33 protein-coding genes and 1 riboswitch are annotated in these 26799 nt (G+C 39.6%); of the genes, 27 read left to right on the forward strand and 6 right to left on the reverse strand.

All coding sequences use genetic code 11. The annotated features are described in order from the left end of the window. Positions 1-108: 108 nt before the first annotated feature. From rlmN to A5875_RS01480, 3 genes are all read left to right on the forward strand, one after another. Entirely contained in the window at positions 109-1176 is a 1068-nt protein-coding gene (gene rlmN, locus A5875_RS01470; protein WP_088931969.1) for a 23S rRNA (adenine(2503)-C(2))-methyltransferase RlmN, read from the forward strand. A gap of 332 nt (positions 1177-1508) precedes the next feature. Beyond that, the gene (locus tag A5875_RS01475; RefSeq protein WP_088931970.1) at positions 1509-2324 is read left to right on the forward strand and encodes a prenyltransferase; all 816 of its coding nucleotides are present in this window, start codon (positions 1509-1511) and stop codon (positions 2322-2324) included. A 51-nt stretch (positions 2325-2375) separates the two neighbouring features. Then, the gene (locus tag A5875_RS01480; protein ID WP_088931971.1) at positions 2376-2780 is read left to right on the forward strand and encodes a hypothetical protein; all 405 of its coding nucleotides are present in this window, start codon (positions 2376-2378) and stop codon (positions 2778-2780) included. Positions 2781-3147: 367 nt separating this feature from the next. Here the strand turns inward: A5875_RS01480 and A5875_RS01485 are convergent, their stop codons facing one another. From A5875_RS01485 to A5875_RS01505, 5 genes are all read right to left on the reverse strand, one after another. Further along, entirely contained in the window at positions 3148-3627 is a 480-nt protein-coding gene (locus A5875_RS01485) for a DUF2798 domain-containing protein (RefSeq protein WP_088931972.1), read from the reverse strand. A 207-nt stretch (positions 3628-3834) separates the two neighbouring features. Next, positions 3835-4665 carry an NUDIX hydrolase gene (locus A5875_RS01490; RefSeq protein ID WP_088931973.1) on the reverse strand — a complete coding sequence of 277 codons (831 nt, stop codon included), beginning with the start codon at positions 4663-4665 and terminating at the stop codon, positions 3835-3837. 106 nt (positions 4666-4771) lie between these two features. Beyond that, positions 4772-5701 (reverse strand): peptidylprolyl isomerase, encoded by a 930-nt coding sequence (locus tag A5875_RS01495; protein ID WP_088931974.1) that lies wholly within the window; start codon positions 5699-5701, stop codon positions 4772-4774. Positions 5702-5855: 154 nt separating this feature from the next. Beyond that, entirely contained in the window at positions 5856-6242 is a 387-nt protein-coding gene (locus A5875_RS01500) for a YtxH domain-containing protein (RefSeq protein ID WP_088931975.1), read from the reverse strand. Then, positions 6243-6668: an HIT family protein gene (locus A5875_RS01505; protein WP_088931976.1), complete on the reverse strand. Its 426-nt coding sequence runs from the start codon at positions 6666-6668 to the stop codon at positions 6243-6245. Positions 6669-6863: 195 nt separating this feature from the next. Between A5875_RS01505 and A5875_RS01510 the strand changes: the two genes are divergently transcribed. The 16 genes from A5875_RS01510 (at position 6864) to A5875_RS01585 (ending at position 18393) form a co-directional block, all read left to right on the forward strand. After that, positions 6864-7601: an ABC transporter ATP-binding protein gene (locus A5875_RS01510; protein WP_088931977.1), complete on the forward strand. Its 738-nt coding sequence runs from the start codon at positions 6864-6866 to the stop codon at positions 7599-7601. Continuing rightward, positions 7594-8802 (forward strand): ABC transporter permease, encoded by a 1209-nt coding sequence (locus tag A5875_RS01515; protein ID WP_088931978.1) that lies wholly within the window; start codon positions 7594-7596, stop codon positions 8800-8802. The genes A5875_RS01510 and A5875_RS01515 overlap by 8 nt, the downstream gene beginning before the upstream one ends. A 3-nt stretch (positions 8803-8805) precedes the next feature. Beyond that, complete coding sequence (gene dat, locus A5875_RS01520; RefSeq protein ID WP_088931979.1) at positions 8806-9675, forward strand: D-amino-acid transaminase; 870 nt, start codon at positions 8806-8808, stop codon at positions 9673-9675. A gap of 89 nt (positions 9676-9764) precedes the next feature. After that, a complete protein-coding gene (locus A5875_RS01525; RefSeq protein ID WP_088931980.1) occupies positions 9765-10547 on the forward strand; it encodes a phosphotransferase family protein in 783 nt (260 codons plus the stop codon). A gap of 139 nt (positions 10548-10686) precedes the next feature. After that, positions 10687-11334, forward strand: coding sequence for a tRNA (guanosine(46)-N7)-methyltransferase TrmB (trmB, locus tag A5875_RS01530; RefSeq protein WP_088931981.1), 648 nt, complete (start codon positions 10687-10689; stop codon positions 11332-11334). A gap of 104 nt (positions 11335-11438) precedes the next feature. Continuing rightward, positions 11439-12371 carry a competence type IV pilus ATPase ComGA gene (comGA, locus tag A5875_RS01535; RefSeq protein WP_088931982.1) on the forward strand — a complete coding sequence of 311 codons (933 nt, stop codon included), beginning with the start codon at positions 11439-11441 and terminating at the stop codon, positions 12369-12371. Then, the gene (comGB, locus tag A5875_RS01540) at positions 12350-13363 is read left to right on the forward strand and encodes a competence type IV pilus assembly protein ComGB (protein WP_088931983.1); all 1014 of its coding nucleotides are present in this window, start codon (positions 12350-12352) and stop codon (positions 13361-13363) included. Before comGA ends, comGB begins: the two co-directional genes overlap by 22 nt. Next, complete coding sequence (gene comGC, locus A5875_RS01545) at positions 13360-13635, forward strand: competence type IV pilus major pilin ComGC (protein WP_088931984.1); 276 nt, start codon at positions 13360-13362, stop codon at positions 13633-13635. Before comGB ends, comGC begins: the two co-directional genes overlap by 4 nt. Then, entirely contained in the window at positions 13601-14068 is a 468-nt protein-coding gene (comGD, locus tag A5875_RS01550) for a competence type IV pilus minor pilin ComGD (protein WP_088931985.1), read from the forward strand. Before comGC ends, comGD begins: the two co-directional genes overlap by 35 nt. Then, positions 14046-14327, forward strand: a complete 282-nt coding sequence (comGE, locus tag A5875_RS01555) for a competence type IV pilus minor pilin ComGE (RefSeq protein WP_254911835.1) — start codon at positions 14046-14048, stop codon at positions 14325-14327. Before comGD ends, comGE begins: the two co-directional genes overlap by 23 nt. Next, positions 14314-14736, forward strand: coding sequence for a competence type IV pilus minor pilin ComGF (gene comGF, locus A5875_RS01560; RefSeq protein WP_088931987.1), 423 nt, complete (start codon positions 14314-14316; stop codon positions 14734-14736). The genes comGE and comGF overlap by 14 nt, the downstream gene beginning before the upstream one ends. A gap of 22 nt (positions 14737-14758) precedes the next feature. Continuing rightward, positions 14759-15049 carry a competence type IV pilus minor pilin ComGG gene (comGG, locus tag A5875_RS01565; RefSeq protein ID WP_249355035.1) on the forward strand — a complete coding sequence of 97 codons (291 nt, stop codon included), beginning with the start codon at positions 14759-14761 and terminating at the stop codon, positions 15047-15049. 166 nt (positions 15050-15215) lie between these two features. Next, on the forward strand, positions 15216-16223 hold the full coding sequence (locus A5875_RS01570; protein ID WP_088931989.1) for a class I SAM-dependent methyltransferase: 1008 nt from the start codon (positions 15216-15218) through the stop codon (positions 16221-16223). Positions 16224-16270: 47 nt separating this feature from the next. Further along, entirely contained in the window at positions 16271-17467 is a 1197-nt protein-coding gene (locus A5875_RS01575; RefSeq protein WP_088931990.1) for an acetate kinase, read from the forward strand. 132 nt (positions 17468-17599) lie between these two features. Next, positions 17600-17950 carry a BMC domain-containing protein gene (locus A5875_RS01580; RefSeq protein WP_088934597.1) on the forward strand — a complete coding sequence of 117 codons (351 nt, stop codon included), beginning with the start codon at positions 17600-17602 and terminating at the stop codon, positions 17948-17950. Positions 17951-17952: 2 nt separating this feature from the next. Then, a complete protein-coding gene (locus tag A5875_RS01585) occupies positions 17953-18393 on the forward strand; it encodes a EutP/PduV family microcompartment system protein (RefSeq protein WP_088931991.1) in 441 nt (146 codons plus the stop codon). Between the two features lie 20 nt (positions 18394-18413). Beyond that, positions 18414-18586: riboswitch (cobalamin riboswitch) on the forward strand. A gap of 122 nt (positions 18587-18708) precedes the next feature. Here the strand turns inward: A5875_RS01585 and A5875_RS01590 are convergent. Further along, on the reverse strand, positions 18709-19605 hold the full coding sequence (locus tag A5875_RS01590; RefSeq protein WP_088931992.1) for a PocR ligand-binding domain-containing protein: 897 nt from the start codon (positions 19603-19605) through the stop codon (positions 18709-18711). A 283-nt stretch (positions 19606-19888) separates the two neighbouring features. Here A5875_RS01590 and A5875_RS01595 point away from each other — a divergent pair, with 283 nt between their 5' ends. The 8 genes from A5875_RS01595 (at position 19889) to A5875_RS24265 (ending at position 26781) form a co-directional block, all read left to right on the forward strand. Next, complete coding sequence (locus A5875_RS01595) at positions 19889-20167, forward strand: BMC domain-containing protein (protein WP_088931993.1); 279 nt, start codon at positions 19889-19891, stop codon at positions 20165-20167. Between the two features lie 20 nt (positions 20168-20187). After that, entirely contained in the window at positions 20188-20997 is an 810-nt protein-coding gene (gene pduB / locus A5875_RS01600; RefSeq protein ID WP_088931994.1) for a propanediol utilization microcompartment protein PduB, read from the forward strand. A 19-nt stretch (positions 20998-21016) separates the two neighbouring features. After that, positions 21017-22678 (forward strand): propanediol/glycerol family dehydratase large subunit, encoded by a 1662-nt coding sequence (locus A5875_RS01605; RefSeq protein ID WP_088931995.1) that lies wholly within the window; start codon positions 21017-21019, stop codon positions 22676-22678. A gap of 122 nt (positions 22679-22800) precedes the next feature. Further along, positions 22801-23466, forward strand: coding sequence for a propanediol/glycerol family dehydratase medium subunit (locus A5875_RS01610; protein WP_088931996.1), 666 nt, complete (start codon positions 22801-22803; stop codon positions 23464-23466). A gap of 13 nt (positions 23467-23479) precedes the next feature. Then, positions 23480-23992, forward strand: a complete 513-nt coding sequence (locus A5875_RS01615; RefSeq protein ID WP_088931997.1) for a diol dehydratase small subunit — start codon at positions 23480-23482, stop codon at positions 23990-23992. 38 nt (positions 23993-24030) lie between these two features. Then, a complete protein-coding gene (locus tag A5875_RS01620; RefSeq protein ID WP_088934598.1) occupies positions 24031-25866 on the forward strand; it encodes a diol dehydratase reactivase subunit alpha in 1836 nt (611 codons plus the stop codon). Beyond that, entirely contained in the window at positions 25856-26233 is a 378-nt protein-coding gene (locus A5875_RS01625) for a glycerol dehydratase reactivase beta/small subunit family protein (RefSeq protein ID WP_088931998.1), read from the forward strand. Before A5875_RS01620 ends, A5875_RS01625 begins: the two co-directional genes overlap by 11 nt. Further along, the gene (locus A5875_RS24265) at positions 26230-26781 is read left to right on the forward strand and encodes a BMC domain-containing protein (RefSeq protein WP_088931999.1); all 552 of its coding nucleotides are present in this window, start codon (positions 26230-26232) and stop codon (positions 26779-26781) included. Before A5875_RS01625 ends, A5875_RS24265 begins: the two co-directional genes overlap by 4 nt. Positions 26782-26799 lie beyond the last annotated feature (18 nt).

The following is a 26799-nucleotide window of genomic DNA, read 5'->3' on the forward strand; positions in this document are numbered from 1 at the left end:
TTTTCTTCCTATTTAGGATGATAAGAAAATTGGATTGCGTACGAAGAAAAGAGAAATTTTATAAAGATTTCTTACCTTATTAATAAGGATATAGTAGGAGGTAACACTTTGGAAAAACCCTCAATTTACGGTTTAAAAAGAGAAGAATTAGTTGAATGGTTTCTAGAACACGGGGAGAAAAAATTCCGTGCGACACAAGTTTGGGAATGGCTTTATCGCAGCCGCGTAACTGAATTTGCGGAAATGAGCAACCTTTCGAAAAAAACGATCGCTCTGTTAGAAGAAAATTTTATTATCAATCCATTAAAGCAATTGGTTGTACAAGAAGCGAATGATGGTACGGTCAAATATTTATTTGAACTGCCGGATCATTTGATGATCGAGACGGTGTTGATGCGGCAAGAGTACGGCTTGTCCGTTTGTGTAACGACTCAAGTTGGCTGTAATATCGGCTGCACCTTTTGTGCGTCAGGCTTATTAAAGAAGCAGCGTGATTTGACTGCTGGCGAAATCGTCGCGCAAATTATGTTGGTTCAACATTATTTTGATGAACGCGGTGAAGAAGAACGAGTTTCCCATGTCGTTGTGATGGGAATCGGCGAACCCTTTGATAATTACAATAATGTAATGAACTTCCTTAACGTTATCAATGATGATAAAGGAATGGCGATCGGGGCACGCCATATCACTGTTTCAACAAGTGGTTTAGTTCCGAAGATCAAAAAATTCGCAGAAAATGGCTTGCAGGTCAACTTAGCAATTTCCTTGCATGCGCCAAATAATGAAGTTCGTTCATCCATCATGCGAATCAACCGTAGTTTCCCAATCGAAAAATTGATGGATGCTGTCGACTATTATATAGAAGAAACCAATCGTCGGGTAACGTTTGAATATATCATGCTATCAGGTGTGAATGATCGTCCGGATCATGCACAAGAGCTGGCGGATTTAATGAAGAACAAGAAAAAATTGGTTTACGTGAACTTGATTCCATATAATCCAGTCAGTGAACATGACCAATACTCTCGCAGCAGCAAAGCAGATGTTTTACGTTTTTACGATGTTTTGAAGAAGAACGGCATCAATTGCGTCATTCGAAAAGAACATGGTACGGATATCGATGCGGCCTGCGGACAATTACGCAGTAAACAAATGAAAAAAGTTGCAACTAAATAAATGGTTGAATCCCTCATCTTATTGAGGGATTTTTTTGACTATAAAGAAAGTATAAAATCTTTACATGAATAAATCGCTTTGTAGCGGGTATATCTATGTCTGGCTTCACGAACTAGCTTTATCGGCAATAAGCAAAAATATTTCGAAATTTGAGAAGCAATTTAGAAATATTTTGGTCTTATTGCTCAAAAGCTGAGCGAGTTCGCAAAGCCTTTCTTATAAAATGAATCACGCAAGAAGCAGGTTCAGACCATTATATATGCGAAAATATGTTCCCTTGTACTAATCAGCTATGATACACTTAAAAGAAAAATGCAGTTGAGGTGAAAGTCATGAATGAAGCAGACATTCAAACATTTTTAGATCATCGCTACGATCAAGGCTGGGATTATTGGACAACTGAAGATAAGCGTTTAAGCAAGGGGGCGCCTTTTTCTTGTTTAGAATCAGCAGAATATTTGTTGGAATTGGGGATGGACCCGCAAGCAGAGATATTGCAAAAGATCGCTGAGCTTTTGTGGGAAAGCTGGCGTGAACCCGGCGAGTTCAAGCTTTATCCTAAAGGGGCGGTCTTTCCTTGCCAAACGATTCCAGCGGCAATACTGTTAGTTCGATTAGGCCACGGCGATGATCCGCGCATGATCCAGACGATGGAGCATTTATTAGCAACACGCTACGAAGATGGCGGCTGGTGGTGCAAGAAATTTTATTTTGGAAAAGGACCAGAAACAGAATTCTCAAATCCATTACCGACATTGAATGCGTTGGAATTGTTTCGTCGGACAAACTTTGTCGAAGAAGCCGAATTAGATGATGCCGTAGAATTTCTATTGAAACATTGGGAGACTAAATTGCCGCTGGGCCCTTGTCATTATGGCATCGGAACATTGTTCATGCAGGTGGAATATCCGTTTCGCGGCTATGGCCTATTTTATTATCTCTATGTGCTGTCCTGCTATGAAAAAGCTCGCAATGATTCGCGTTTCAAGGAAGCGTTTGAGGCATTAAAGGAAAAAACCTTAGAAGATCAAATTGTAGTAGAACGGGTCGTTCCTAAATTGCGTAAATTGAATTTCTGTAAAAAGGATCAAGTCAGCGTGTTAGCGACCGAACGCTATCAGGAAATTCTTGCTAATCTAGCGAAATAAGAGTCCTCATATTTTTTTTGCGTATCTTTTTAAAAAATAAGGAGGCGCGCAATGAAATTAATCGATGTAAAAAGAAAGTATGGACTGAATCAAAATACGTTTTATGGGTGGTTGAGAGAAAATCAGCTGATCGTCAAGGAAATAACTGGCTATGTCGTTGGTCCCAATGCTCTGGAAGGGATGGAGACAAGCACCAATAAACGGGTGAATGAGGATGGCGAAGTTTTGATCACGACGCAGGTGACAATTGATAATCAAAAGGTCCCACAGCTTTTAGAACGCTATGAGACCTCAGGATTGCCGAAGCTGTATTCTCAGCAAAAGCAAAACGATGAACAAGAAAAGATGTCTATTATTGATGTAGCAAAGCGACTCACAATTCTTGAAAAACAGGTGTATATTCTAACAGAGCAATTAGCAATAACTATGAAGCAAAACAGTCGAGAACACGAATAGTGTGTTCCCGACTGTTTTTTACTGTATAGAAAGTATAAAATTTCAAAAGTGAAAACATTGAATCCACAGCTTTAACGATGTCCAGCTTCACGAACTAGCTTTTCTACACAACGGTGTGACCCAGCCAGTTGCTGCTAAATTAGCATTAAGCAGAACTAGCATATCGCGAGTAAGAAAATTTTGTTAAGTCTGAGAAACGCCAAGTAGGAATAATCGCCATCAGCTCCTAAAGATCGCTGTGTTTCTTGACAACTTATAAAAATTTTAGTCTTATTGCTGTGAGACACAGCGATCGGTTTTTGGAGCTGATGTGGAACAGTACCTACTTGGTGCTCAAAAGCTGAGCGAGTTCGCGAAGCCTTTCTAATCATGCTACAATCGTTCCGACTGGAAAGATTCTTCTGAAAATTTTCCGAACAAGGGGGCCGGCAATGAGTAGTTGAAAAGGCAGCGCCATAACAAGATTTTTCAAAATATTCGTCCCCCAAATAACAAACAGCAAGTTCCATTCTTGTGTCTGGCTTAAGACCTCAAGCGTACCATAAAGGGACATGAAGAAGACCATTGGTAAAACCATACAGCTGGAAACGGTCAGAACTTTGCGTAAAGGACTGGCAAAGGTCGGTAAAATCTTAAATGCGACTTTTTTGGCAGGTCCTGAAACAACAAACCAATCTAAAAACAACGCACAGCAATACCCCAACGGCAATCCGAGCCAGGCAGTTTTAAGAACCTCTAAAGTGAGAGTACCGGAATGCAAATAAATATTGTACAAACTCATCCAGAACACCATCACAAAACACATCATTATCGTATAAACAAAACTTTCTCTTTTATTTCTTGGCATAAAAATCCTCCTAATTTTTGAATACAGCTAATTTGATTCATGTATCCATCTTATAATTTAATAAACTGCAAAAAGCAGAACTCACAAAAAAGTGGCAATCGTATAACTCGCTACGATTGCCACTTGGGATCTTCACTGCGTTATGGAAAGACATTTTTTGCTTTTTCCATTATATACAGATTTTTGTCTTTCATGTAAGTAAAACTTTTATTTTTTTTCACCGATCTCATCTTTTAAGCGATAAATCTTTGAAGGACGGCCAATTCCGACAGGACGTTCACCGATCTCGTCGAAGTATTGCAGCATGGCTTTTTTGAAATTCGAGTGATCGACTGTTTTAAAATCAACCCCTAGAAATTTCGCAAACACCTTGCGTGCTTCTGTGATCGTGAATTCTTCACCTAAGACCTGCAGAATTAAGGGTTCATGATCCATTTTATTAACGACCCGATTGAAGGCCTTACGAATGATCTCGTTGTGGTCAAAGGCCAAGGTATCTTTGCCAAGTGATTTTCCCGTTTCCAAATCGATCTCGATGGAGATATCGTCGTCACTAGTTAGATAGATTGTCTCGCCGCGACGTTCCATGTTGAACCAGCGGGCGTCTTGAGTATCATCACCAGCAGTCGGCGGCACTTGACCAATAAAGGCTAAATAGCTGACTGTAATCACCCAGCCGCGAGGATCACGATTTGGTGAACTGAAGGTATGCAGCTGTTCGACATTTTTTCTGCCGATGACTAATCCTGTCTCTTCGGCTGTTTCGCGACGAACGCTGTCATTCGTTGATTCATTACGCTCAACGAAACCGCCCGGCAAAGCCCAAGAATTACGATACGGGTTTCCGCGACGTTGAATCAGTAAAATTTTCAGTTGATCTTCTTCTTTGTTATAGCCCATGATAACGATATCGACAGTGACAGAAGGTTTGTCATATTCGGGCTGATCTTGTTCCTTATACCAAGCGATGAATTCAGCTTCATCCGCTTCGTGTTCATAATAATCTTTTTCTGCTTCTTTAGAGGCAAATTTTTTCATGCTTTGTTCACCCATCTTCTTATTATAAGTATTCGCCACTTTATTGTAGCATGAATAATCAAAAAAGGGGAACTCCGCTAGGAATTCCCCTTTTGATTAATTCAAATTATTTCGTTGATTCGGTTGTTGCTTTTTCACTTGAATTAGTAGTTAAGAAATCAGATAAGATGTTTTCGAATGAATCATCTTTGATTTTCACGTTAGCTTTCTTCAATTCTTTTGAGATAACTTCAGAAGAGAAGGTTTGGTCAGCCATTTTTGTATCTTCGGCGATTTGTTTCAATTCTTTTTTGTATTTGTCCATGTCATTGCCTTTAGAAGAAGTTTTCTCCATTTTGACAATGTAATAGCTTGATTGGTAAGTAGATGAATCCATTGCTGTGATCACATCAGAAACTTCACCGTCTTTTAATTTGAAGGCTGCTTCTTTTACTTCAGTTGGAACAGTCGTTGATTGAGAATCAAATTTGATTTCTCCGCCATCTTCCTTCGTTGTTGAATCTTGTGATTTTTCTTTTGCGATTTTAGCGAAATCACCTTTGTCATCTAATTGCTTCTTGATTTCTTTTGCTTCGTCTTCACTGCTTGCTAAGATAATGCGGGCAGTTACTTCTGGATGGAATGAATCCCAAGCAGCTTTTATATCTTTATCGGTAATCTTCACATGAGCTTTCAAACCTTCTTGGAAAGCTAAAGATTGTTTCAGATATTCTTTATAAGATTTTTTCGTATAGCCAGCAGACTGCAATTGGCTTTCGAAACTGTCGCCTAATTGTTTTGCTTGCTTGTCGTACTCTTTATCGACTTGTTTCTCCGTCACTTTATCACCATAAGCATTTTCAAAAACTTTATAGATGATCATATTACGAACTAAACTTTGGTTCGTTTGTTCTTTTTTCGCTTCGGTATAAAAATCTTCGACGGTAATTTTGCCGCCTTTCATTGTTGCGATGTCTTGATTAGAACTTCCTGAACAAGCCCCCAGTACAATTACGCTAAGTAAGCCAGTAGTGGCTAAGAGAATCTTTTTTTTCATTTCTTTGCTACAACTCCTAAAATTATATTTACATACGTTTGTTATTCCTTTTCAACTATAACACACCTAAAAATGCAAAGGAAAGGGGGTTAAAAATAGTTTCCGAGAAAATTCACAATAAAGGCACAATTATTTAAGTGAAACAAGTTAATTATTACTTTTCATCAGCAGGACGCTCTAAAGAGAAACGGCCTTTTTTGATGACTGTCTTTTCTTCCGTTTGCGGTAATGCTTGATTGATTTTATCTAACTGCGCTTGGATCTGCTGGATACGAGGTTCAGCTTGAAAGCGGAACTCCTCAACATCCTTTTCGACTCCAGACTTGAAGGCCGGTACTAAAGTATCAAAGGTTCCTTTCAAAGTAACCAAAGATTCACGGAAGTCTGCCAAATTATCATTTAACTCATCAGTTAATAATACTAACTCTCGTGTATTAGTAATTAGTTTTTCTCGTGTTTCTTCGCCTTTGCGAGGGGCTAATAGAAGTCCGCCTAGTGTCCCAAGTCCGGCACCAAATAGAATTCCTTTAAAAAAGCTCATTTATTTCACCTGCTCCTTGATCTTATCAGCGATTGCCTGCATTTCTTCGGGTGTTTGCTGATCGGTATGATTGCCGAAGTGAATCGAGAAGTCATCGTTTTTACTGTAACGAGGAACTAAGTGTATATGAGAATGGAAAACCGATTGGTAAGCTAATTCTTTATTATTATTTAAAATATTTAATCCATCCATTTCAGGAAAAGCTTTCTCGATAGCACGGGCAATTTTTGGAATACGAGCAAAGACATCTGCTGCCAAGGTATCATCGTATTCAAAAATATCCGTCACGTGTTGTTTGGGAACAACTAGTGTATGTCCCTTTGTTGCTTGTGAGATGTCTAAAAAGGCATAGACTTTTTCATCCTCATAAATTTTGTAGCTAGGGATTTCTTGGTCGATGATTTTACAAAAAATACAATTTTCCATTGCAAACATCCTTTCTGATCATTCATGATGGTTTTATTTTATGGCGACGACTGCTGAAAGAAAATCAGAAGCGGTCGTAAAAGCTCCTTTTACTTTACCATAACTTGTTATACTTGTGCTGGAAAAGGTCAGGAGAAGATTAAATATTTGTGGGATTCTGCTATAATACTAACTAATGATATTGGAGGGGAAAAGATGAGCTTAACAATTCAGCATGTTACAGGCGGTTATGGACACTTGCCTGTTTTAAAAGATATTAATTTTGAAGTCAAAAATGGAGAGATGATTGGTTTGATCGGCTTGAATGGTGCAGGAAAATCCACCACGATCAAAAATATTATCGGGTTATTGACGCCGCAAAAAGGAACGATCACAGTTGATGAACTGACTTTACAACAAGATCCAGAGAATTACCGAAAAATAATCGGCTATATCCCTGAAACACCTTCCTTATATGAAGAGCTGACTTTACGGGAGCACATCGAAGTGACTGCTATGGCCTATGGTATTCAAAAAGAAGAAGCGATGAAACGAGCGGAGTCGCTGCTAAAAACGTTTCGTTTAGAAAATCGTTTGGATTGGTTTCCTGTGAATTTTTCTAAAGGAATGAAACAAAAGGTGATGGTCCTATGCGCCTTTTTGATTCAGCCAAGTTTGTACATCATCGATGAACCATTTCTCGGATTAGATCCACTGGCGATCAATGCTTTATTGGAATTAATGGTAGCAATGAAAGAACAAGGGGCCGCGATTCTGATGTCGACACATATTTTAGCGACAGCAGAAAAGTATTGCGATCGTTTTGTTGTTTTACACGAAGGAGAAGTACGAGCCCAAGGGACCTTGCAGGATTTGCAAACAGAATTTGATTTACCGGGCTCTTCTTTAGATGAAATCTATATTGCACTGACAAAGGAGAAAGAACATGCATGATTTTTTTCTATTAAGGCGACAACGCCATCAGAAAAAAATGATGAAGTACATGCGCTATGTGTTGAATGATCATTTTGTCTTGGTGTGCTTGTTCTTAGTTGGCGGACTAGCCTTTTATTACTCAAATTTATTAAAACAATTACCGCCGGATTTTCCTTGGAGTTTGCCGATTGTTGGCCTTGTGTGGTGGATGATTTTACCGTTTGGTAAATTAGCAACACTGGTCGAGCCGGCCGATATGACCTTCTTATTACCCAAGGAAAAAGAGATGGGTGACTATTTATCTCGCGGGTTACGTCATTCGCTGGCGTTTCCGTTTGTTGTCGAGTTGCTTATTTGCGGAGCCTTGCTGCCATTAGTAGTTTTGGCTAAGCAGATCAGTTTCACAAATTTCTTCTTCTATTTATTAATGCTGTGGGGATTGAAATTTTCTCATTTGCGGTTGCAGCGCTTGGCTTGTTACCAGAAAACACAAGAACAAACCCAGCGATTACTAATATTGTGGTTTATCGTTAGCGGAGCGACTATTTTTATCAGTCTGTATATTACGGCTTGGATTGGGACGGTGCTGGCTTTAGCGGTAACTATTGCCTTTATTTCATTAACACAAGAAAAGGAACAACTATTAGATTGGAGCAAAATGATTGATCGCGAAAATGCGCGTTTGCATCGGATCTATCAGTTCATTAATCTATTTACGGATGTGCCGGAGGTTGAAGCCAAGGTTCGGCGGCGGAAATATCTGGATGGCTTGTTAGCTAGGATTTCATTCAAACAAGAAAATACTTACCTATATTTATTTGCTCGCGGTGCACTGCGAGGGGCTGAGTTTGGCGGCTTGTTTTTCCGATTGTTGATTGTCGGCGGAGTATTATTGTTTTCACTAAATGATTTTCGCTTTGCGACAGGCGTAAGTCTGCTGTTTATTTACTTGATCGGATTTCAAATGATTCCTTTATATAATCAGTTTGATTACATTAGTGCGACGCAGCTTTATCCGGTACCAACTAAATATAAGAAAGCAGCCTTGCAACGATTGATGGTACTTCTTTTGTTTGCGGCGGCGATTATTTTTACTTTATGCAGTCTGGTTCATTTGTCAGTCGTGGAAAGTTTAGTTTTATTTGCAGTGCTTTTAATCGAAATCGGTTTGTTTGCCTGGTTCTATCTTCCGGCAAGAATAAAGAAAATGGAGGTTTAGTAAATGAAGGTATTATGGAATGAAAAAATCGTAGATGAATCAGAAGTGAAGATTGATCTTGAAGATCGCGGCTATCAATTTGGCGATGGTATTTATGAAGTGATCCGTATCTATGATGGCTATATGTATATGGAAAAAGAACATTTAGACCGTTTATGGGTTAGTGCAGAAAAAATCCGCATGACTCTTCCTTTTACGAAAGAAGAATTAAGTCAGCGACTACACCGCTTAGCGGATGAAGTCGGGCTGGAAAATGCGCGTGTCTATTTTCAAGTCACTCGTGGAACAGCAAAACCGCGGTTGCATAATTTTCCAGATCCAAAAGAGGTTCCACCAGTTTTAATGGCTGATATCCAACCTGCTTCACGCCCAACCTCTAAACAAAATATCGGGATTCGAGCTGGATTCGTTGAAGATAAACGCTGGTTACATTGTGATATCAAATCCATCAGTTTATTAGGAAATATTCTCGCTTTAGATGAAGCGCAGCAAAACGGTTATGATGAAGCTGTTTTAGTTCGTGATGGCAACGTGACTGAGGCATCCGCTTCAAATCTATGGATGGTAAAAGATGGTGTGATTTACACACACCCTGATGGTAATTTAGTTCTGCCGGGGATTGCGAAGATCAAAATTCGTGAATTGGCAAATGCTTTAGGGCTTGAGCTGCGAGAAGAAACATTCACTAAAAAAGAACTATTAGCGGCAGATGAATGCTTCAAGACTAGTTCAGTAGCAGAAATCATGCCGATTATTGAAATCGATGATCAAAAAATCGGTGATGGAATGCCCGGAAAGGTTACGAAAAAAGTTCTTAATGCTTATATTGAAGCAGTGAATTTAGCTGTTCAAGCACATCGCGATGAAAAATAAGCAAAGAAGAACATACATGCTCTTGACGAAGTGCCTTTCCCCGACTAAAATAGTAATTACGTTTAAAATGCTAGGGGAGGGCCTTGGGAATGGAGTTTCAGTTGGATAGTGACTGGCGTGTGCAGCCGATCAAAGGCGATACGGGAAAAACGTATATCGGCTATCGAGACGAAGATCGCGTCTTCATTAAACGAAATACCACTCCAATGTTGGCAGCCTTATCCCGTGAAGGAATCGCGCCAAAGCTTGTCTGGATCAAACGGACAGGGAATGGTGATACGTTGACCGCACAAGAATGGTTGGATGGGAGACTTCTTGAACCAGAAGAAATCCCTCGTCGGAATGACGTAGTGGATGTGTTATATCATCTTCATCATTCGCCGTCGTTGAAAGTGATGCTAAAGAAAATGGGTGGACGGCAAGTTTCTCCGCAGCAGCTGCTGGCGGATTATGAAGCTAACTTACCAACCATGATCGAACAAAATGGGTTTATCGAATTAGTTTACGATTATTTGAAAAAAAATATTCCCACATATGCTAAGAAAAATTACACCGTTGTCCATGGTGATGTGAATCATCGCAACTGGTTGGTGTGTTCTAATTATTTATATCTAGTTGATTGGGACTCGGTTATGTTTGCTGATCCGGCACTAGATATTGGAACTATTTTAGGTAATTATGTGCCGTTATCCAGTTGGAGTAAATGGCTTGTGAGATACGGTATTCGGCCAACGGATGAGAATATGGAGCGAGTTTATTGGTATGGTTTGATGAGTCTGCTTCTAGAAATCGCTCGCCAATACAAACGGAACGAGTATCATCATATGAATCAATCAATTTTACAATTAAAACGAATTTTTGCTGGAAGCTGAACGTTTTGTTCAGTTTTCTTTTTGCGAATCCAACCTTTTACAGCTTCGTTAAGTTGAGCTGAGGTTATAAATTGAACAGTATGTACCATGGGAAATGTAGTAAAGTGAATGATTAATAGAATTTTTTTGGAGGAAAACAATGCGAGTAAGAAATCGTCCAGGCGCCGCTGAAATGCTGGCGGCTCGACCTGAATATGTAGTACAAGATCCCGAGGCATGGAAAGGCCGCTGGTCCGAACGTTTCGGTAATGATCATCCGATCCACATTGAAATCGGAATGGGAAAAGGTCAATTTATTACTGGGATGGCAGCCGCGCATCCAGAAATCAATTATATTGGTGTAGAGATGCAGGTTAGTGTGATTTCTCTTGCATTAGATAGACTAGTTGAAGCAGAATTGCCGAATTTGCAGCTATTGCATGTCGACGGATCAGAATTAACCAATTACTTTGCGGATAGTGAAGTTGATCAAATATATCTGAATTTTTCCGATCCTTGGCCGAAAAAGAAACACGAGAAGCGTCGCTTAACGTCACCAAGCTTTTTAGCTGTAGATGAAGAAATTTTACGTCCAGCTGGTGAGATCCATTTCAAAACGGATAACCAAGGGTTATTCGAATATTCTCTAAGCAGTTTTTCAAAATATGGTATGACTCTTGAACAAGTGTGGTTGGATTTACACGAGAGCTCCTATGAGGGAAATATTATGACTGAATACGAAGAAAAATTTTCGAATAGAGGCCAGCGTATTTATCGTGTAGAGGCGCGTTTCCAAGATAAAACCTAAAAATAAAAATATGTAATTTACGAAGATGAATCTTTTTTTGATTCATCTTCTTTTTTTTGAAGTCAGCAGATTTTTTTACGTATATTATTTGTGAGGTGAAAGGAATGGAGATTGAAAAGCTTTCAGACGAATTGATCCAGTACGGTTTCGAGCATCAGATGCAAGATTTATATTTATTACCTCAGGGAGAGAAGTACCGTTGCTTCTTTCGCCGAGGACCCTTCTATGAGCGCGAAGAATCAAATCTAACTAATCCTAAAAATGAATTGTGTGTAGTTACCGCCTTGCAGCTGATTAATCGTTTCAAGTATCTGGGTCAGATGGATGTCAGTGAAAAACGAAAAGCTCAATTGGGTGCGATCTCCTATTCCTTACCTCATGGTACTCAAAGGTTGAGGCTTTCCACTGTAGGAGATTATCTACAGCGCGAAAGTCTAGTTATTCGGTTTTTACACCAATTTGGCCGTAGTAGGGAAGTTTATCATATACCCGAACAGTTAGGCATAATTCAGGAACATACTCGAAAGAGAGGGCTCTATTTGTTTTGCGGTCCTGTGGGCTCAGGGAAAACGACATTGATGTATAAGCTGGCTCGGGAAATGGACGGACGAGTGCTGACGATTGAAGATCCAGTAGAAATTGAAGAACCTAATTTTTTACAGCTGCAGGTAAATGAAAAAATCTATCAGAGCTATGATGAGTTGATCAAATTATCCTTACGGCATCATCCAGATGCGTTGATTATCGGGGAAATACGAGATACAAAGACGATTCAAGGGGCCATCAGAGCAGCTCTGACAGGTCATTGCGTTTACGCAACTTTGCATGCGGCCAGTTTGGAATCGGCACATGCGAGGATTTTTGAATTAGGCGGTGAAGCTTCATTACTCAAGGAATGCTTACAGGGCATCATTTATCAAGAACTTTTACCGGTTAATGAAACGATCGGATTATTGACTAGTTATCGTTTTTATCAGGATGATTTGCTATTTACTTGGGAAGAAGGGTTGAAGGCATGTGGAACAGATCTAGATTAACTAGAAAGCAGAGAATTGATTTTGTACATTTACTAGGTGATTTATTGGAGAATGGCTTCAGTTTGCAGCAAGCATTTGATTTTTTTATCAATGCCAATCTTTTTCTTCCCTCAATTTTAGCCGATGTACAACAAGAGCTTCATCAGGGAAACAGCTTAGCGATGAGCTTTAGTCAATTGGATTATTCAAACGATCAGGTTTTACAAATTAAATTGGCCGAATCTCATGGTGATCTCGCGAAAACATTATTGGGTATTGCAGAACAAATGAGACTGGTCCAGCGCCAAAGAGAAAATTTTCTCAAAGCAATCTCTTATCCGCTGCTTCTATTATTTTTTTTGATCGTGATTTTATTAGGCATGCGCTTTTTTCTATTACCGCAATTATTGGCTAGCGGAATGATTCGAGCAGAAGACTTTTCAGTTCAGCTAATCAAATCAGTACCAGTATTTGGTTTGGGATTGATTATTTTTTTACTATTCCTTCTTTTAGGCTGGCGATCTTTTGGAAAACGCCACACTTTTTTAACTCGATTTCGTTATTTAGCAAGAATTCCTTTAATTGGAACATTATTCAGCAACTATTATTCTGCTTATTTTGCTTTAGAATGGGGAAAGCTTTTTCAACAAGGTCTAGAATTGAACCAAATAATCGAATGCTTATTGGTTATTGAAGGAAAATCTTTAATGCAGGAATTGGCTGCTGAGCTGAAAATACGCTTAGCACAAGGAAATACCTTAGCTGAGGAATTAAAAAGATATCCTTTTTTGACAAAGGAATTTAGCCGCATTGTTTTCCAAGGAGAAGCTCGCGGGAATTTAGCTAAAGAATTATTGACTTACAGCGAATTAGTCTGGCGCCGTTTTTTTAATCAATTGGAGTTTATGTGTTCTTGGTTGCAGCCCTTTGTATTCTTGATTGTCGCGCTTTTAATCGTCAGTTTGTACTTAACGATGCTCCTGCCTTTAACAAATTTGGAGGGAATCTTGTGAAAAAGAAATTGTCAGGTTTTACATTATTAGAAATGTTAGTTGTACTTTTCGTTATTAGTTTGCTGTTGTTACTGTTTGTACCTAAGCTGATCAATCAAAAAGACAGTGCGACAAAAAAAAGTGATGCAGCCATTGCAAAAGTTGTCGAGACTCAGATTGAAGTATTTGAATTAGATCATGGTCGAGCACCGAATAAGCAGGAATTGATTGATCAAGGCTATGTTAAGGAGAAACAATATGAAGCCTATGAACGCAACAAGGGAAAAGACTAATGCCGGTTTTACTTTAATTGAGATACTAATCGTGTTAATAGTGGTGTGCAGCTTTGTTTTGCTGCCAACGATTGCGCTTAAAAGTTGGCAGCATCAATTAGAGAAAACCTTTTTCTACTATCAATTTGAAAAATCGATTTTACATCTTCAGCAAGTCGCGATCACGGATTATCGTGGGACTCGGATCGAACTTCATAAAGATCAGCAAGTGATTATTTTTTATACGATTCATACAGAATTGCCATGGAAACAACTTAATGTTCCTCAGTCGATTCAACTAGAAAGCAAGGGGACTGTCTTTTTTAGTGCAGGAAAAGGAAATATTTCTACTGATCAGCCGGGAAATGGGAATATTCCCAAAGTCGTTTTTTCTGATGAAGGCCAAGTAGTTTATCAATTTCAAATGGGAAGTGGACGTTTTGAAAGAAAATAAGGGATATATCTTGTTAGAGAGCTTGATTAGTTTAGCAATTTTAGTAGTGATCGTCTCAAGTTACATAGAGGTGACGGTTGAGCTGCAAAAGGAGAGCCGGCAACGTTTAAGCGAATTATCCAATTATCGTGATCTCTATAATGAAACTCGCCGTTGTCGTCTGCATTCTGCTAGTTCAACTAAATCGCAGATTGAAATTATTTTAGAACAAGGATTAGCCTCAAATCGACAAGGAGGAATTCTGATTGTTAAAAAGTAACGGTTTTACGTTGTTAGAAAGTTTAGTCGCACTCTTGATGCTCAGCGGAATTCTTTTGCTGCTATCAGGGTTAATTCAACATGCACATAGAATGGAGCAGGCTTTAAGCGGGTATCATCAGTTAGAGTGGGAAGTATTTTTGCTTCAGTTAGATAATGAATTAGATGATGCAGAGTACATAACAACCACGCATAATGAAATTTCAACTAAAGTAGAAGATAAAGGCAAGATGGTTCCTTTGATCATACAGAAAGTTAATAAAAAAATTATTAAACGACAATCTGGCGGGAATCAACCATTATTGACAGGAGTGGATCAATTTGTTTGCCAAGAAAAAAATCATGGAGTGGATTTTGTTGTTACGTTCACTGATGGAAAACAGAAAGAAGGTACGTGGATTTTCAAATAGCCAAGGCGGAGTTTTGCTCTCCGTGCTATTGGCTATTTTTTTGTTTAGTTTTTTATTGCTGAATTTAACTACGAGCTACCATCAAACAGCAGATTTAGTTTCACGCACCGAACAGTTGTATCAGGCCAAAATTGCGAAGGAACTTTTTTTAGCGGATTATCCTGATTTGGACGCAAAAAATGGTACGTGGATGTTTAATTTAGGAGAATTAATTTATGAAACGGAACAAAATCAAGTGAAGATCACAGTGAAAATTAAAAAGAAAACATATCATTTTTATGAAAAAAATAGCACATCAAATTCTTCAGATTGATATAGCCTGCGGGATCGAGCAAATATAGCCGGATATATTGTAAAAGATACTTTTATGTTGAATTAGAAAAACAATGATAAAAGAAAGAAAGCGATTGATTAATTGGAACATGTCCGCTAAAATAGAACAGGTATCGTGAGTGTTATATTAGTTAGTGGGGTGCAAGATGAATCCAGAAAAAATCGAGACAGCTTTTCCTTTAATGGAAGAAGCGATCATCGCATTGCAACGTTCACTAGGAACTTCTTTTTTTGACGCTTACATCGAAAATACGGAGAACTTAGTTGACAATGCAAAAGTACGTGTACTTGATCAACAGCCAGATGAAGCCACTGTGAAAAAAGTAGAGGCGCTTTATCAAAAACTTTTGGACTTAAAGTTAGAGAAAGAAGATTGGCGCAAGCTAACACAATTGATTTTACTTAAAGGATCAAAAACTGAAAGCATACAGCCCAATCATCAATTGACGCCTGATAGTATTGGTTTTTTATTTGTCTTTTTGATCGAACAGTTGACATTAAAAAAAGAACAGCCATTGGAAATTTTAGATATCACCGTTGGCATGGGCAATCTTTTATTGACGACACTGATCAATTTGCAGGCGGCAAACTATTCTGTTAAAGGTGTCGGCGTGGATAACGATGAGACTTTACTAGCCGTTACTGCTGCGGATAGTATATTAGTGGATGAGGACATTAAATTATTCCACCAAGATAGTCTGCAAGACCTGCTAGTCGATCCAGCTGATTATGTTATCGGTGATCTGCCAGTTGGCTATTATCCAAATGATCAGCAGGCTAAAAAGTTTGTAACGCATTCAGAAAAGGAACACAGTTATGCACATCATCTATTGATGGAGCAGGCGATGAACTATTTGAAACCAGACGGCTTTGGGATATTTTTAGTGCCAAGCAACTTTCTTGAGACGGAGCAAGGGCCGCTGCTGCAAAAATGGTTTAAGGATGAAGTATTTTTGCAGGGGATTATTCAACTGCCAAATGATTTATTCATGTCTGAGCATTCGCGAAAAAGTATTATACTGTTGCAGAAAAAAAGTGAAATGACCGAACAAGCAGAAAAAGTATTGTTGGTTCACTTACCGTCATTAAAAGATCCGAATCAAGTAACAGAGTTTTTCAAAAAATTCGAGGACTGGAAGTCTTCTAATTTATAAACTGCTCAAATGAGCGAAAAGCATTTCAATTATAAAGGAGAGTTAAAATGTCAAAAACAATTGCAATCAATGCAGGTAGTTCAAGTCTAAAATGGCAACTTTACCAAATGCCTGAAGAGTCAGTCATCGCAAAAGGAATCGTTGAACGAATCGGCTTGAATGATTCAATCTTCACAATCAAATATGGCGATGGACAAAAATTTGAACAAATTTTGGATATTAAAGATCACGAAGTTGCGGTTCAAATGTTACTAGATCAATTGCTTGAACTAAAAATCATTGCATCGTTTGATGAAATCACCGGCGTTGGCCACCGTGTTGTAGCTGGTGGCGAATACTTCAAAGATTCTGTTTTGATCGATGATGATGTCTTAGCAAAAATTGAAGAGCTAAGCGAATTTGCACCGCTGCACAATCCAGCTAATGCAATGGGAATCAAAGCATTCCGCCATATTTTACCAAATGTAACGAGCGTGGCTGTTTTTGATACTTCTTTCCATGCAACAATGCCAGCTGTAAATTATTTATATAGTATTCCGAAAGAATATTACGATAAATATGCGGCACGTAAATATGGATTCCACGGAACAAGTCATCGCTATGTTTCAGAGCGCGCAGCAGAATTATTAGGCAAACCAATCGAAGAAACAAAGATCATCACTGCTCACATTGGAAACGGCGGTTCTGTAACTGCGGTTGAAGGCGGTAAATCAGTCGATACATCAATGGGCTTCACACCGTTAGCAGGATTAACAATGGGAACTCGTGCCGGAGATATCGACGCTTCATTACTTCCATATTTAATGGAAAAAGCAGGAATCAAAGATATCAACGAAATGATCGATGTGTTGAATAAAAAATCTGGTGTCTTAGGTCTGACTGGTATTTCAAGTGATATGCGCGACATCGAAAATGGTGCCGACGAAGGTAATGAAGAGGCAATTTTAGCTCTGGAAATTTATTGTGATCGTATTCGTAAATATATCGCTCAATACATCTCAGTGATGAATGGCGTAGATGCTATCGTGTTTACTGCAGGTGTTGGTGAAAATGCTGATCCTGTTCGCCGTATGGTCTTAGAAAACATGACTTGGTTCGGTATTGAGATCGATGAAGCAATCAACAAGAGCATTCACGGAAAAGAAGCAGAACTTTCTACTGAAAACTCTCGTGTGAAAGTGTATGTTATCCCGACTGATGAAGAAGTAATGATTGCTCGTGACGTCGAACGTTTAAGTAAATAAATAACTAAGCCTTTGCCAATCGCGGCAAAGGCTTTTTAAAGCTAAAAATCTGAAAGCATAATTTTGTTGTATGAGAACAAAACTATGCTATTTTTTTGTGCTAAACTTTTTGTGAAAGTGAGAGTGACTGTCATGAGCGAAAAAAGAAATATTGAGCGTTCCATTCAAGAATACGTTCCCGGAAAACAGGTCACACTTGCTCACTTGATCCCTCATGCCAATCAGGAGGTCTTTGAGAAGCTTGGTCTTGAACATACCGGTGACGCGATCGGAATTTTAACCATTACGCCAAGTGAAGCATCGATTATTGGTGCGGATATTGCCAAAAAGTCAGGAAATGTTTCGATTGGTTTTATGGATCGTTTTAGTGGAGCAGTAGTGATTATCGGCGAAGTATCGTCTGTAGAATTTGCGTTAAAACAAGTAATAAATTCACTCGCAACGATTTTGGATTTTGATGTTGCAGAAATTACTAGGACATAATTATGAAGCGGGTCATTTTTATTGGGGAAACCGGTTCAGGAAAAACAACACTAATGCAGATTCTTAATGATTGGGAAATCAAGTACCATAAAACACAGCAGGTCTATTTTACGGACAACGTGATTGATACACCTGGTGAATTCATGGAAAATCGTTTTTATTATAATGCATTGGTGAGCTCGGCAGTTGGAGCTGACTGTGTTGCCATCGTTCAAAGCATTACAAGCAAGCAAAATTATTTTCCGCCATGCTTTTCTTCACGTTTTACTAAACCGATGATTGGAATTATTACGAAGACTGATTTAGAGCACAGTGAAGATGAGTTTGACTTAGCCAAAAAAAGATTAAGGCTAGCTGGCGCTAAAAAAATTTTTTCATTGTCGTCAGTAAATCAAGATGGAATTTCAAGTTTGAAAGAATTTTTACTTAAAAATGAATTTTGACAACGGATACATTCTGCGTTATTATGAATTCGTGAATAATTGAATAAAAGCATTTGGAACAGGGAACAAGGTGCGAATCCTTGGCAGACCCTTTCTACTGTATAAGCAGACGAAATCTCAATAGGCCACTTTCGGGAAGGCGAGATGGAGGATGAAGCGAAGTCAGGATACCTGCCCTTTTGCTGAGATAATTGTATTGGGAGAATTATTTCACCTTAAAATAGTCAAAGTGACGTTTATTTGGTGAGGTGTCTTCCAGGCACCTCATTTTTTTTGTGGAAAAAAAACAGCCGTAATTCGGCTGTTTAATAAAAATTATTTTATTTTTCGATAATTCACTGGTGTCATCCCTACAAGTTCTTTGAATATTTTGCAGAAATAGCTTGTTTGCGAATAACCGATATTTTGCGAAATAGACTTAATGCTCAAATTGGATTGAGTCAAAAGGACTTTTGCTTGTTCAATTCGCTGCTGATTTAAATAGGTAATAAAGCTGACACCGATTTCTTTTTTGAACAAACGGCTGAAGTAGAATTGACTCAGATAAACATGATTAGCAACGTCTTCGAGTGTTAGGTTTGTAGTTAAGTTGGTATCAATATAAGAAATGGCTTTGCGAATTTCATCATTTTTTGAGCTTATCGAATCTTTTGTTTCTTTTTTATTTGGATGGAAGTTAAATTTAATTTGATCACGAGGATCAGTGTCGTTAAAGTGATAATCGCCAATTGTCTTTAGTAAAGCAGCCGCAGATTCAATTTGAGTCGTACTGACAGTCTTAACTTTCTTTCTTGCTTGACGTAATTCTGGGGAAGATTCCCAGTGAGTAACGATCGGGTGGATGCGAGTAAATGGGTTCTCAGTGTCATCACTCATCTCTACTTGGCCAAATAATGCAAATCCAATTAATTGATTATTGCGAATGATAGGTAATGAAATATCTGTGAGTCCGGCATGGCAACGATAAATACAAGGGTTACCGTTTTTTGAGGCCTCTAAGCCTCCAAATGCATCACATTTTTGGCAAAGCGATTTGAATTCCGGGTTTGAACGCATTATCTGACAAAAAGGGGAAAAGTTATACAGGTCGGAAGTCTCCTTTCCATGTATGTCAACAAGGACCGAGCCAAAATCTGCTGCAAGGGCGAAATCTTGGATTGTTTTGGAAAGTTGCAAGGAACTTTGCGAATTCAATGTACTGATATTTTCCATGTAAGCGCCTCCTAGTCATCTATCATTCTACCAGAACACAAATTTATTTTAAATCTTGTTTAGACCAATAACATTATTTTGACCAGCAGAAGACAAAATATTGATATTTTTTGAACTTAATTGATCATCAATTAGGTCTTATTTGACGTTGTCTTGACACTTTCCCATGACAAAATATTAACATCGCGAATAATCGCACTAAAAGATAGGACAAATTTGTTCTATCTTTTTTGTTTATCATTATAAATGTAAGTGCTATCAAAATAATTAGGAGGAATGTTTTATGCAACAGGAAGCGTTAGGAATGATTGAAACTAGGGGGTTGATTGGTGCCATTGAAGCAGCTGACGCGATGGTAAAAGCTGCGAATGTTTCCTTAATTGGAACGGAAAAAATTGGTTCAGGATTAGTCACTGTCATGGTAAGAGGAGATGTAGGTGCGGTAAAAGCAGCAGTTGATGCGGGAGTTTCTGCGGCCAACGCGGTAGGAGAAGTTGTTTCTAATTATGTTATTCCACGTCCACATAGTGAAGTTGAAGGCTTGCTCCCTAAGTCAGAATAGAAAGAAGGGTGGAATAGCTGATGGCAAACACAGATCAAAAAATCGAAGAGATTATGAAGCGTGTGCTCGCAAAAATGGAAACAGGAAATGAGATGAAAACCACAAACGGAGGAGATCAAAAAATGATTGAAAAGCAATGTGCATTGACTGAATTTGTAGGAGCAACAGAGTTTGGAGACACTATTGGTTTAGTAATTGCTAACGTAGATTCATCTTTATTAGAAACAATGAAATTAGAGAAAAAATATCGTTCAATCGGAATTGTTGGTGCCCGTACTGGTGCCGGACCTCATATTATGGCGGCTGATGAAGCGGTTAAGGCAACAAATACTGAAGTGATTTTGATTGAAATGCCTCGTGACACTAAAGGCGGTGCTGGACATGGATCGATCGTGATCTTCGGCGGCGACGATGTATCGGATGTGAAGCGTGCGGTTGAAGTTACCTTGAAGGAAGTCGATACTCGCACATTCGGAGATGTATACGGCAACGAAGCTGGACATATCGAATGTCAATATACAGCACGTGCTAGTTATGCCTGCAATAAAGTATTTGGCGCTCCAGTTGGAAAAGCGTTTGGGATTTTAGTTGGTGCTCCTGCTGCAATTGGCGTAGTAATGGCTGATACGGCACTGAAATCAGCGAATGTTGATGTAGTTTCTTACGCAACACCGCAAAATGGGCAAAGCTTCTCAAATGAGGTAACGATGACAATTACAGGAGATTCAGGTGCTGTTCGTCAAGCGATTATTTCAGCTCGCGACATTGGTTGCCAATTGCTGGGAACTATGGGAAGTACGCCTAAAAATGATCAACCATCATACATTTAAGAGTGGGAGTGAAAAATAGATGAAATCAAAACGATTTGAAGAACTAGAAAAAAGACCGGTCAATCAAGATGGTTTCGTGGATGAATGGGTAGAAGAAGGATTAATTGCGATGCAAAGTCCTAATGACCCTAAGCCAAGTATCAAGATTGTCAACGGCGAAGTAGTTGAACTTGATGGAAAAGACAAAGCCGACTTTGATTTGATCGATTCATATATTGCTCAATACGGAATCGATTTGACTCGCACCGAAGAAGTAATGGCTATTCCTTCTAAAGAATTAGCGAATAAAATCGTTGATCCAAATATTTCAAGAGAAGAAATCGTTCAATTAACTACTGCTGCTACACCAGGTAAATTGAATGACGTTGTTGGTTATATGAACGTAGTTGAAATGATGATGGCTGTTCAAAAAATGCGTGCACGTCGTCGCCCAACAACTCAATCTCACGTAACAAACGTCCGCGATAATCCTGTTCAGATCGCTGCTGATGCAGCTGAAGGTGCTTTACGTGGATTCGATGAACAAGAAACAACAGTTGCCGTAGCTCGTTACGCACCTTTCAATGCCGTAGCGATCATGGTAGGGTCTCAAACTGGCCGTCCAGGTGTATTGACTCAATGTTCATTAGAAGAAGCGACAGAGCTTGACCTTGGGATGCGCGGATTTACTGCCTACGCTGAAACAATCTCTGTTTATGGAACTGAACAAGTATTTACCGATGGTGATGACACACCTTGGTCTAAAGGATTTTTAGCTTCTTGTTATGCCTCTCGCGGATTGAAAATGCGCTTTACTTCTGGAACGGGTTCAGAGGTACAAATGGGATATGCAGAAGGAAAATCAATGCTTTATCTTGAAACACGTTGTATTTATTTAGCAAAAGCTGCTGGGGTTCAAGGATTGCAAAATGGTTCGATCAGTTGTATCGGGGTACCAGGTGCGGTTCCATCAGGAATTCGAGCAATTTTAGCTGAAAACTTGATTGCAATGCTGCTTGATTTGGAAGTTGCTTCAGGAAATGACCAAACCTTCTCACATTCAGATATTCGTAGAACTGCTCGTTTGTTGATGCAATTCTTGCCGGGAACAGATTTCATTTCATCAGGTTATTCAGCAACACCGAACTATGACAACATGTTTGCTGGTTCGAACTTTGATGCCGATGATTTCGATGATTATAATATCATCCAACGTGACTTGCGTGTTGACGGTGGTTTACGCCCTGTGAGTGAAGAAGATGTAATTGCAGTTCGTAATAAAGCGGCGAGAGCGTTGCAAGGCCTATTTGATAAATTAGGTTTACCAACAATCACGGATGAAGAGGTTGAAGCGGCAACTTATGCTCGCGGATCACAAGATATGCCAGAACGCGACATGGTTCAAGATATCAAAGCAGCACAAGAATTATTAACACAAGGAAAGACAGGCTTAGACCTTGTTAGAGGGTTATCAGAAAGCGGCTTTGAAGATGTAGCAACAAGCTTGCTCAATCTTTTGAAACAACGTGTAGCTGGAGATTTCTTACAAACGTCTTCTATCTTTGATGCGGACTGGAATGTTATCTCTGCTGTCAATGACAAGAATGATTATGCTGGACCGGGAACAGGCTACCGACTTGATGGTTCAGAGTGGGAAAAAGTAAAAGCAATCCCTAAAGCAATCAATCCGAAAGATATTTAAGGATGTCCATTCTGCTGAAAAGAAGGAATCAAAAGCTAGCAGAATGGTATATGGCATGAACCTCAAACTTATTTTTTCTTACAGAAAAAATGAATACATTAATAGGAATTAGGAGGATTAAAATGACAGAACTGAATGAAAATCTTTTGCGCTCCATTATTAAAGAAGTCTTAACTGAAATGGAAGCGAATACTGGAGATCAACCTGTTGCTTTTGAACAATCAAAGACAGAGCCTGCAGCATCGTCTGATTGGTTTAAATCTGTCGGCGTTGCCCAACCAGGAAATTCTCAGGATGAAGTAGTTATTGCGGTGGCACCGGCCTTTGCAGATTCACAAACAACCAATATTCTTGGTGTTCCGCACAAAGAAATTTTAAAACAAGTAATTGCGGGGATTGAAGAAGAAGGCTTGAAGGCACGAGTAGTTAAAGTTTATCGTACTTCTGATGTTGCCTTTGCGGGTGTTGAAGGAGATAAATTATCTGGTTCGGGCGTTTGTGTGTCAATTCAATCAAAAGGCACGGCAATCATTCACCAAAAAGATTTGCAACCGTTATCAAACTTAGAGTTGTTCCCGCAAGCTCCGCTGATCACGTTAGAAACGTATCGTGCGATTGGGAAAAACGCTGCGAAATATGCCAAAGGCGAGTCACCAAGTCCAGTGCCAATGATGAACGATCAAATGGCTCGGCCGAAATATCAAGCTTTGTCAGCATTGCTCCATATTAAGGAAACGAAGCATGTAGTAATCGGAAAACCAGCAGAAGAAATTTCTGTAACTTTATAGTGAGGTGACTAGAATGAATGAACAATCTATCGAAAGTTTGGTTCGAGGAATCTTAAAAGATATGAATAATGGTGCAAGTTCTTCCGCACCAGAAAGTCCAATAAGTTCTGGAGCAGCAACCGTTGCTGATTATCCGATCGCAAAAAATCATCCAGATTGGATCAAAACTAAAACTGGTAAGACATTAGATGATATTACTTTAGAAAATGTATTGAACGGCTCATTAACACCGGATGATTTGAAAATTACGCCGCGTATTTTGAAGGCACAAGGAGAAATCGCAACTAGTGCAGGTAGAAAAACGATCGCTAATAACTTTGACCGCGCGTCGGAGTTAACAGCTGTTCCTGATGCACGAGTGCTGGAAATGTACAATGCGCTGCGACCTTATCGTTCAAGCAAACAAGAGCTGTTGGATATCGCGAGCGAGTTGGAAACGAAATATGATGCGAAAATCAGTGCGGCGTATATTCGTGAAGCGGCTGCGCATTATGAAAAACGGAAAAAACTTAAAGGTGATAACTAATTTCTAGTTCGGAAATTCAGGAAGAGGAGCAATGAATGATGAAACGTGTAATTGGGATTGATATTGGAAATTCCTCAACTGAAGTTGCTTTGGTTGAAATTGATGACCATCAGCATGTCCGATTCCTAGAATCAGCAATTGCGGATACGACCGGAATAAAAGGAACGAAGAAAAATCTATTTGGTATCTACAAGGCGATCAACGAGGCTTGTTCTAAGAATCGATTGAAGGTCGAAGAAATTGACTTGATTCGAATCAATGAGGCCACGCCTGTTATCGGCGATGTTGCCATGGAGACTATAACCGAAACGATCATCACTGAATCCACAATGATCGGTCATAATCCTAAAACGCCAGGCGGCTTAGGATTGGGTGTAGGAACCACGCTTCGCTTTGCTGAGCTTGAAAAGATCGGCAAGAAGGATACTCCTTATATTTTGATCATTGAGAAGTCTTTTGATTTTGATGATGTCGCACAGCAGATTAATCATTTTGTTGCAAATGGTTATCTCATCAGTGCTGCGATCATGCAATCAGATGATGGGGTATTGGTAAACAATCGCTTAACCAAAAAAATACCGATCGTTGATGAGGTTTCTTATATCGATAAGGTTCCTGTCAATATGCTGGCAGCAGTCGAAGTTGCTGAAACAGGCCGCGGTGTATCACAGTTATCCAATCCATATGGGATCGCAACGGTTTTCGAGCTTGATTCTGAGGCAACTAAGAACATTGTTCCAGTTGCCCGAGCGCTAATTGGCAATCGCTCTGCGGTTGTGATTAAAACACCAAAAGGCGATGTCAAAGCACGAACGATACCAGCTGGAAAAATCGAGATTACTGGCGGCAATCGTCGGAGTACAGTTGGAATTTCGGCAGGTGCTGAGAAAATTATGGAAGCTGTTTCGGCCTTTGAAGTGATCGACAACGTAACCGGAGAATCAGGCACGAATGTTGGCGGCATGTTGGAAAAGGTTCGCTTAACGATGGCGGAGCTGACGGATCGTCCAGTCAATCAAATCTTCATCCAAGATTTATTAGCGGTGGATACCTTTGTGCCGATCAGTGTCAAAGGCGGATTAGCCGGTGAATTCTCGATGGAGCAGGCGGTTGGGATAGCCTCGATGGTCAAATCTGATCATTTGCAGATGTCGAAAATCGCCGATGAAATCCAACAAGATCTAGGGATCAAAGTTGAGATCGGCGGCGCGGAGGCAGAAGCCGCGATATTAGGTGCGTTAACAACGCCGGGAACTTCTGCACCGTTAGCTATCTTAGATTTAGGTGCGGGTTCGACAGATGCCTCCATCATCAAAAAAGATGAGAAAATCGTTGCTACACATTTGGCTGGTGCAGGAGATATGGTTACAATGCTGATTCAATCAGAGTTGGGCTTGGAGGATGTTTATTTAGCCGAAGATATTAAGAAATACCCATTAGCTAAAGTGGAAAATATTTTTTATATCCGGCATGAAGACGGCTCGGTCCAATTTTTTGATGAACCTTTAGATCCCGCGTTATTTGCCAAAGTGGTGGTGGTTACTCCGGATGGTTATGTACCGATCCCGGGGGATGATTCCATTGAAAAAATTCGCTTGATTCGGCAAACGGCGAAGGAACGTGTTTTTGTAACAAACGCCTTGCGAGCCTTGCGACGTGTCAGTCCGACTGGAAGTATTCGAGATATTCCATTTGTTGTAATCGTTGGAGGCTCTGCGCTAGACTTTGAAATTCCGCAGATTGTAACCAATGCGCTGTCTCATTACGGCTTGGTAGCAGGCCGCGGGAATATTCGGCAAATCGAAGGACCGCGAAACGCTGTAGCGACCGGCTTGATCCTTTCCTATTTGAGGGAGGGATTCGATGGAGCTTGATCTAAATGTTCGACCAATGGTACTGATCTATATTTCTAAAAATGCTGCGGTAGATGATATTCAATACATCCTTTACGGTTTGGAAGAGGAAAAAATTCCTTTTTCGATAGAGCAAAGGGATTTTACAAATGCGATAGCAGCCGCATATGTTGCGTCCAATACTTCTTCGCTCAATGTCGGAATCGGGTACGTAAATAATGAAGCAGCCCTTCATTATAAAAATTTGGCACCAGAAACTCCTTATCAATCGATTCAACGAGTTGTAACTTGTCCGCCGGCGATTTTAAAAAACTTCGGCGGGAATGCGGCACGTTTGGTAAAGGGCGTGCCATTCAAATCAATTGATCCTACGGAGGTGAAACTATGAATCAAGCAATTGGCTTAGTGGAAGTAAAAGGGTTAGCTAGTGCCATCGAAGTATCAGATACGATGGTCAAGGTAGCCAACGTTGAACTCTTAGGTGTTGAAAAAGCGAAAGGCTTCGGCTGGATGACCGTTAAGGTTGCTGGTGATGTCGGTGCTGTAAAGGCAGCGGTAGACGCTGGTAAAGCTAAAGCAGTAGCGAACAACGTTTATCTATCTGCACTGGTTATTCCTCGCCCAGCCAATAATTTAGAAAAAATATTTTTCATGAAGAAACAAAAACAAGCGGATTTACCTGCTGAAAGCTCAGAAAAAACACCAGTGGTGAGTGACCCACAACCGTCTGTGCAAGTTGAGGAAGAAGCGACACCAGTTGAAAAGCCAGTGATCGACGAACCAATCAAAGACGACAGCAGTAAAAATGAAGCGATAAAAGAAGAGCCGACTAACGAAGCTCCGGTTAAAGAAAAATCGGTCAAAGAGGAACCTAAAAAGAAAAAAAATCCACCCAAGGGTTCAAAAAAAGCTTCAGAGTCAAAAAAGAAGAAGTAATCATAGACGGTAATAGGA

The organism is Enterococcus sp. 3H8_DIV0648 (genome assembly GCF_002140655.1).
Lineage (GTDB): Bacteria > Bacillota > Bacilli > Lactobacillales > Enterococcaceae > Enterococcus_A > Enterococcus_A hulanensis.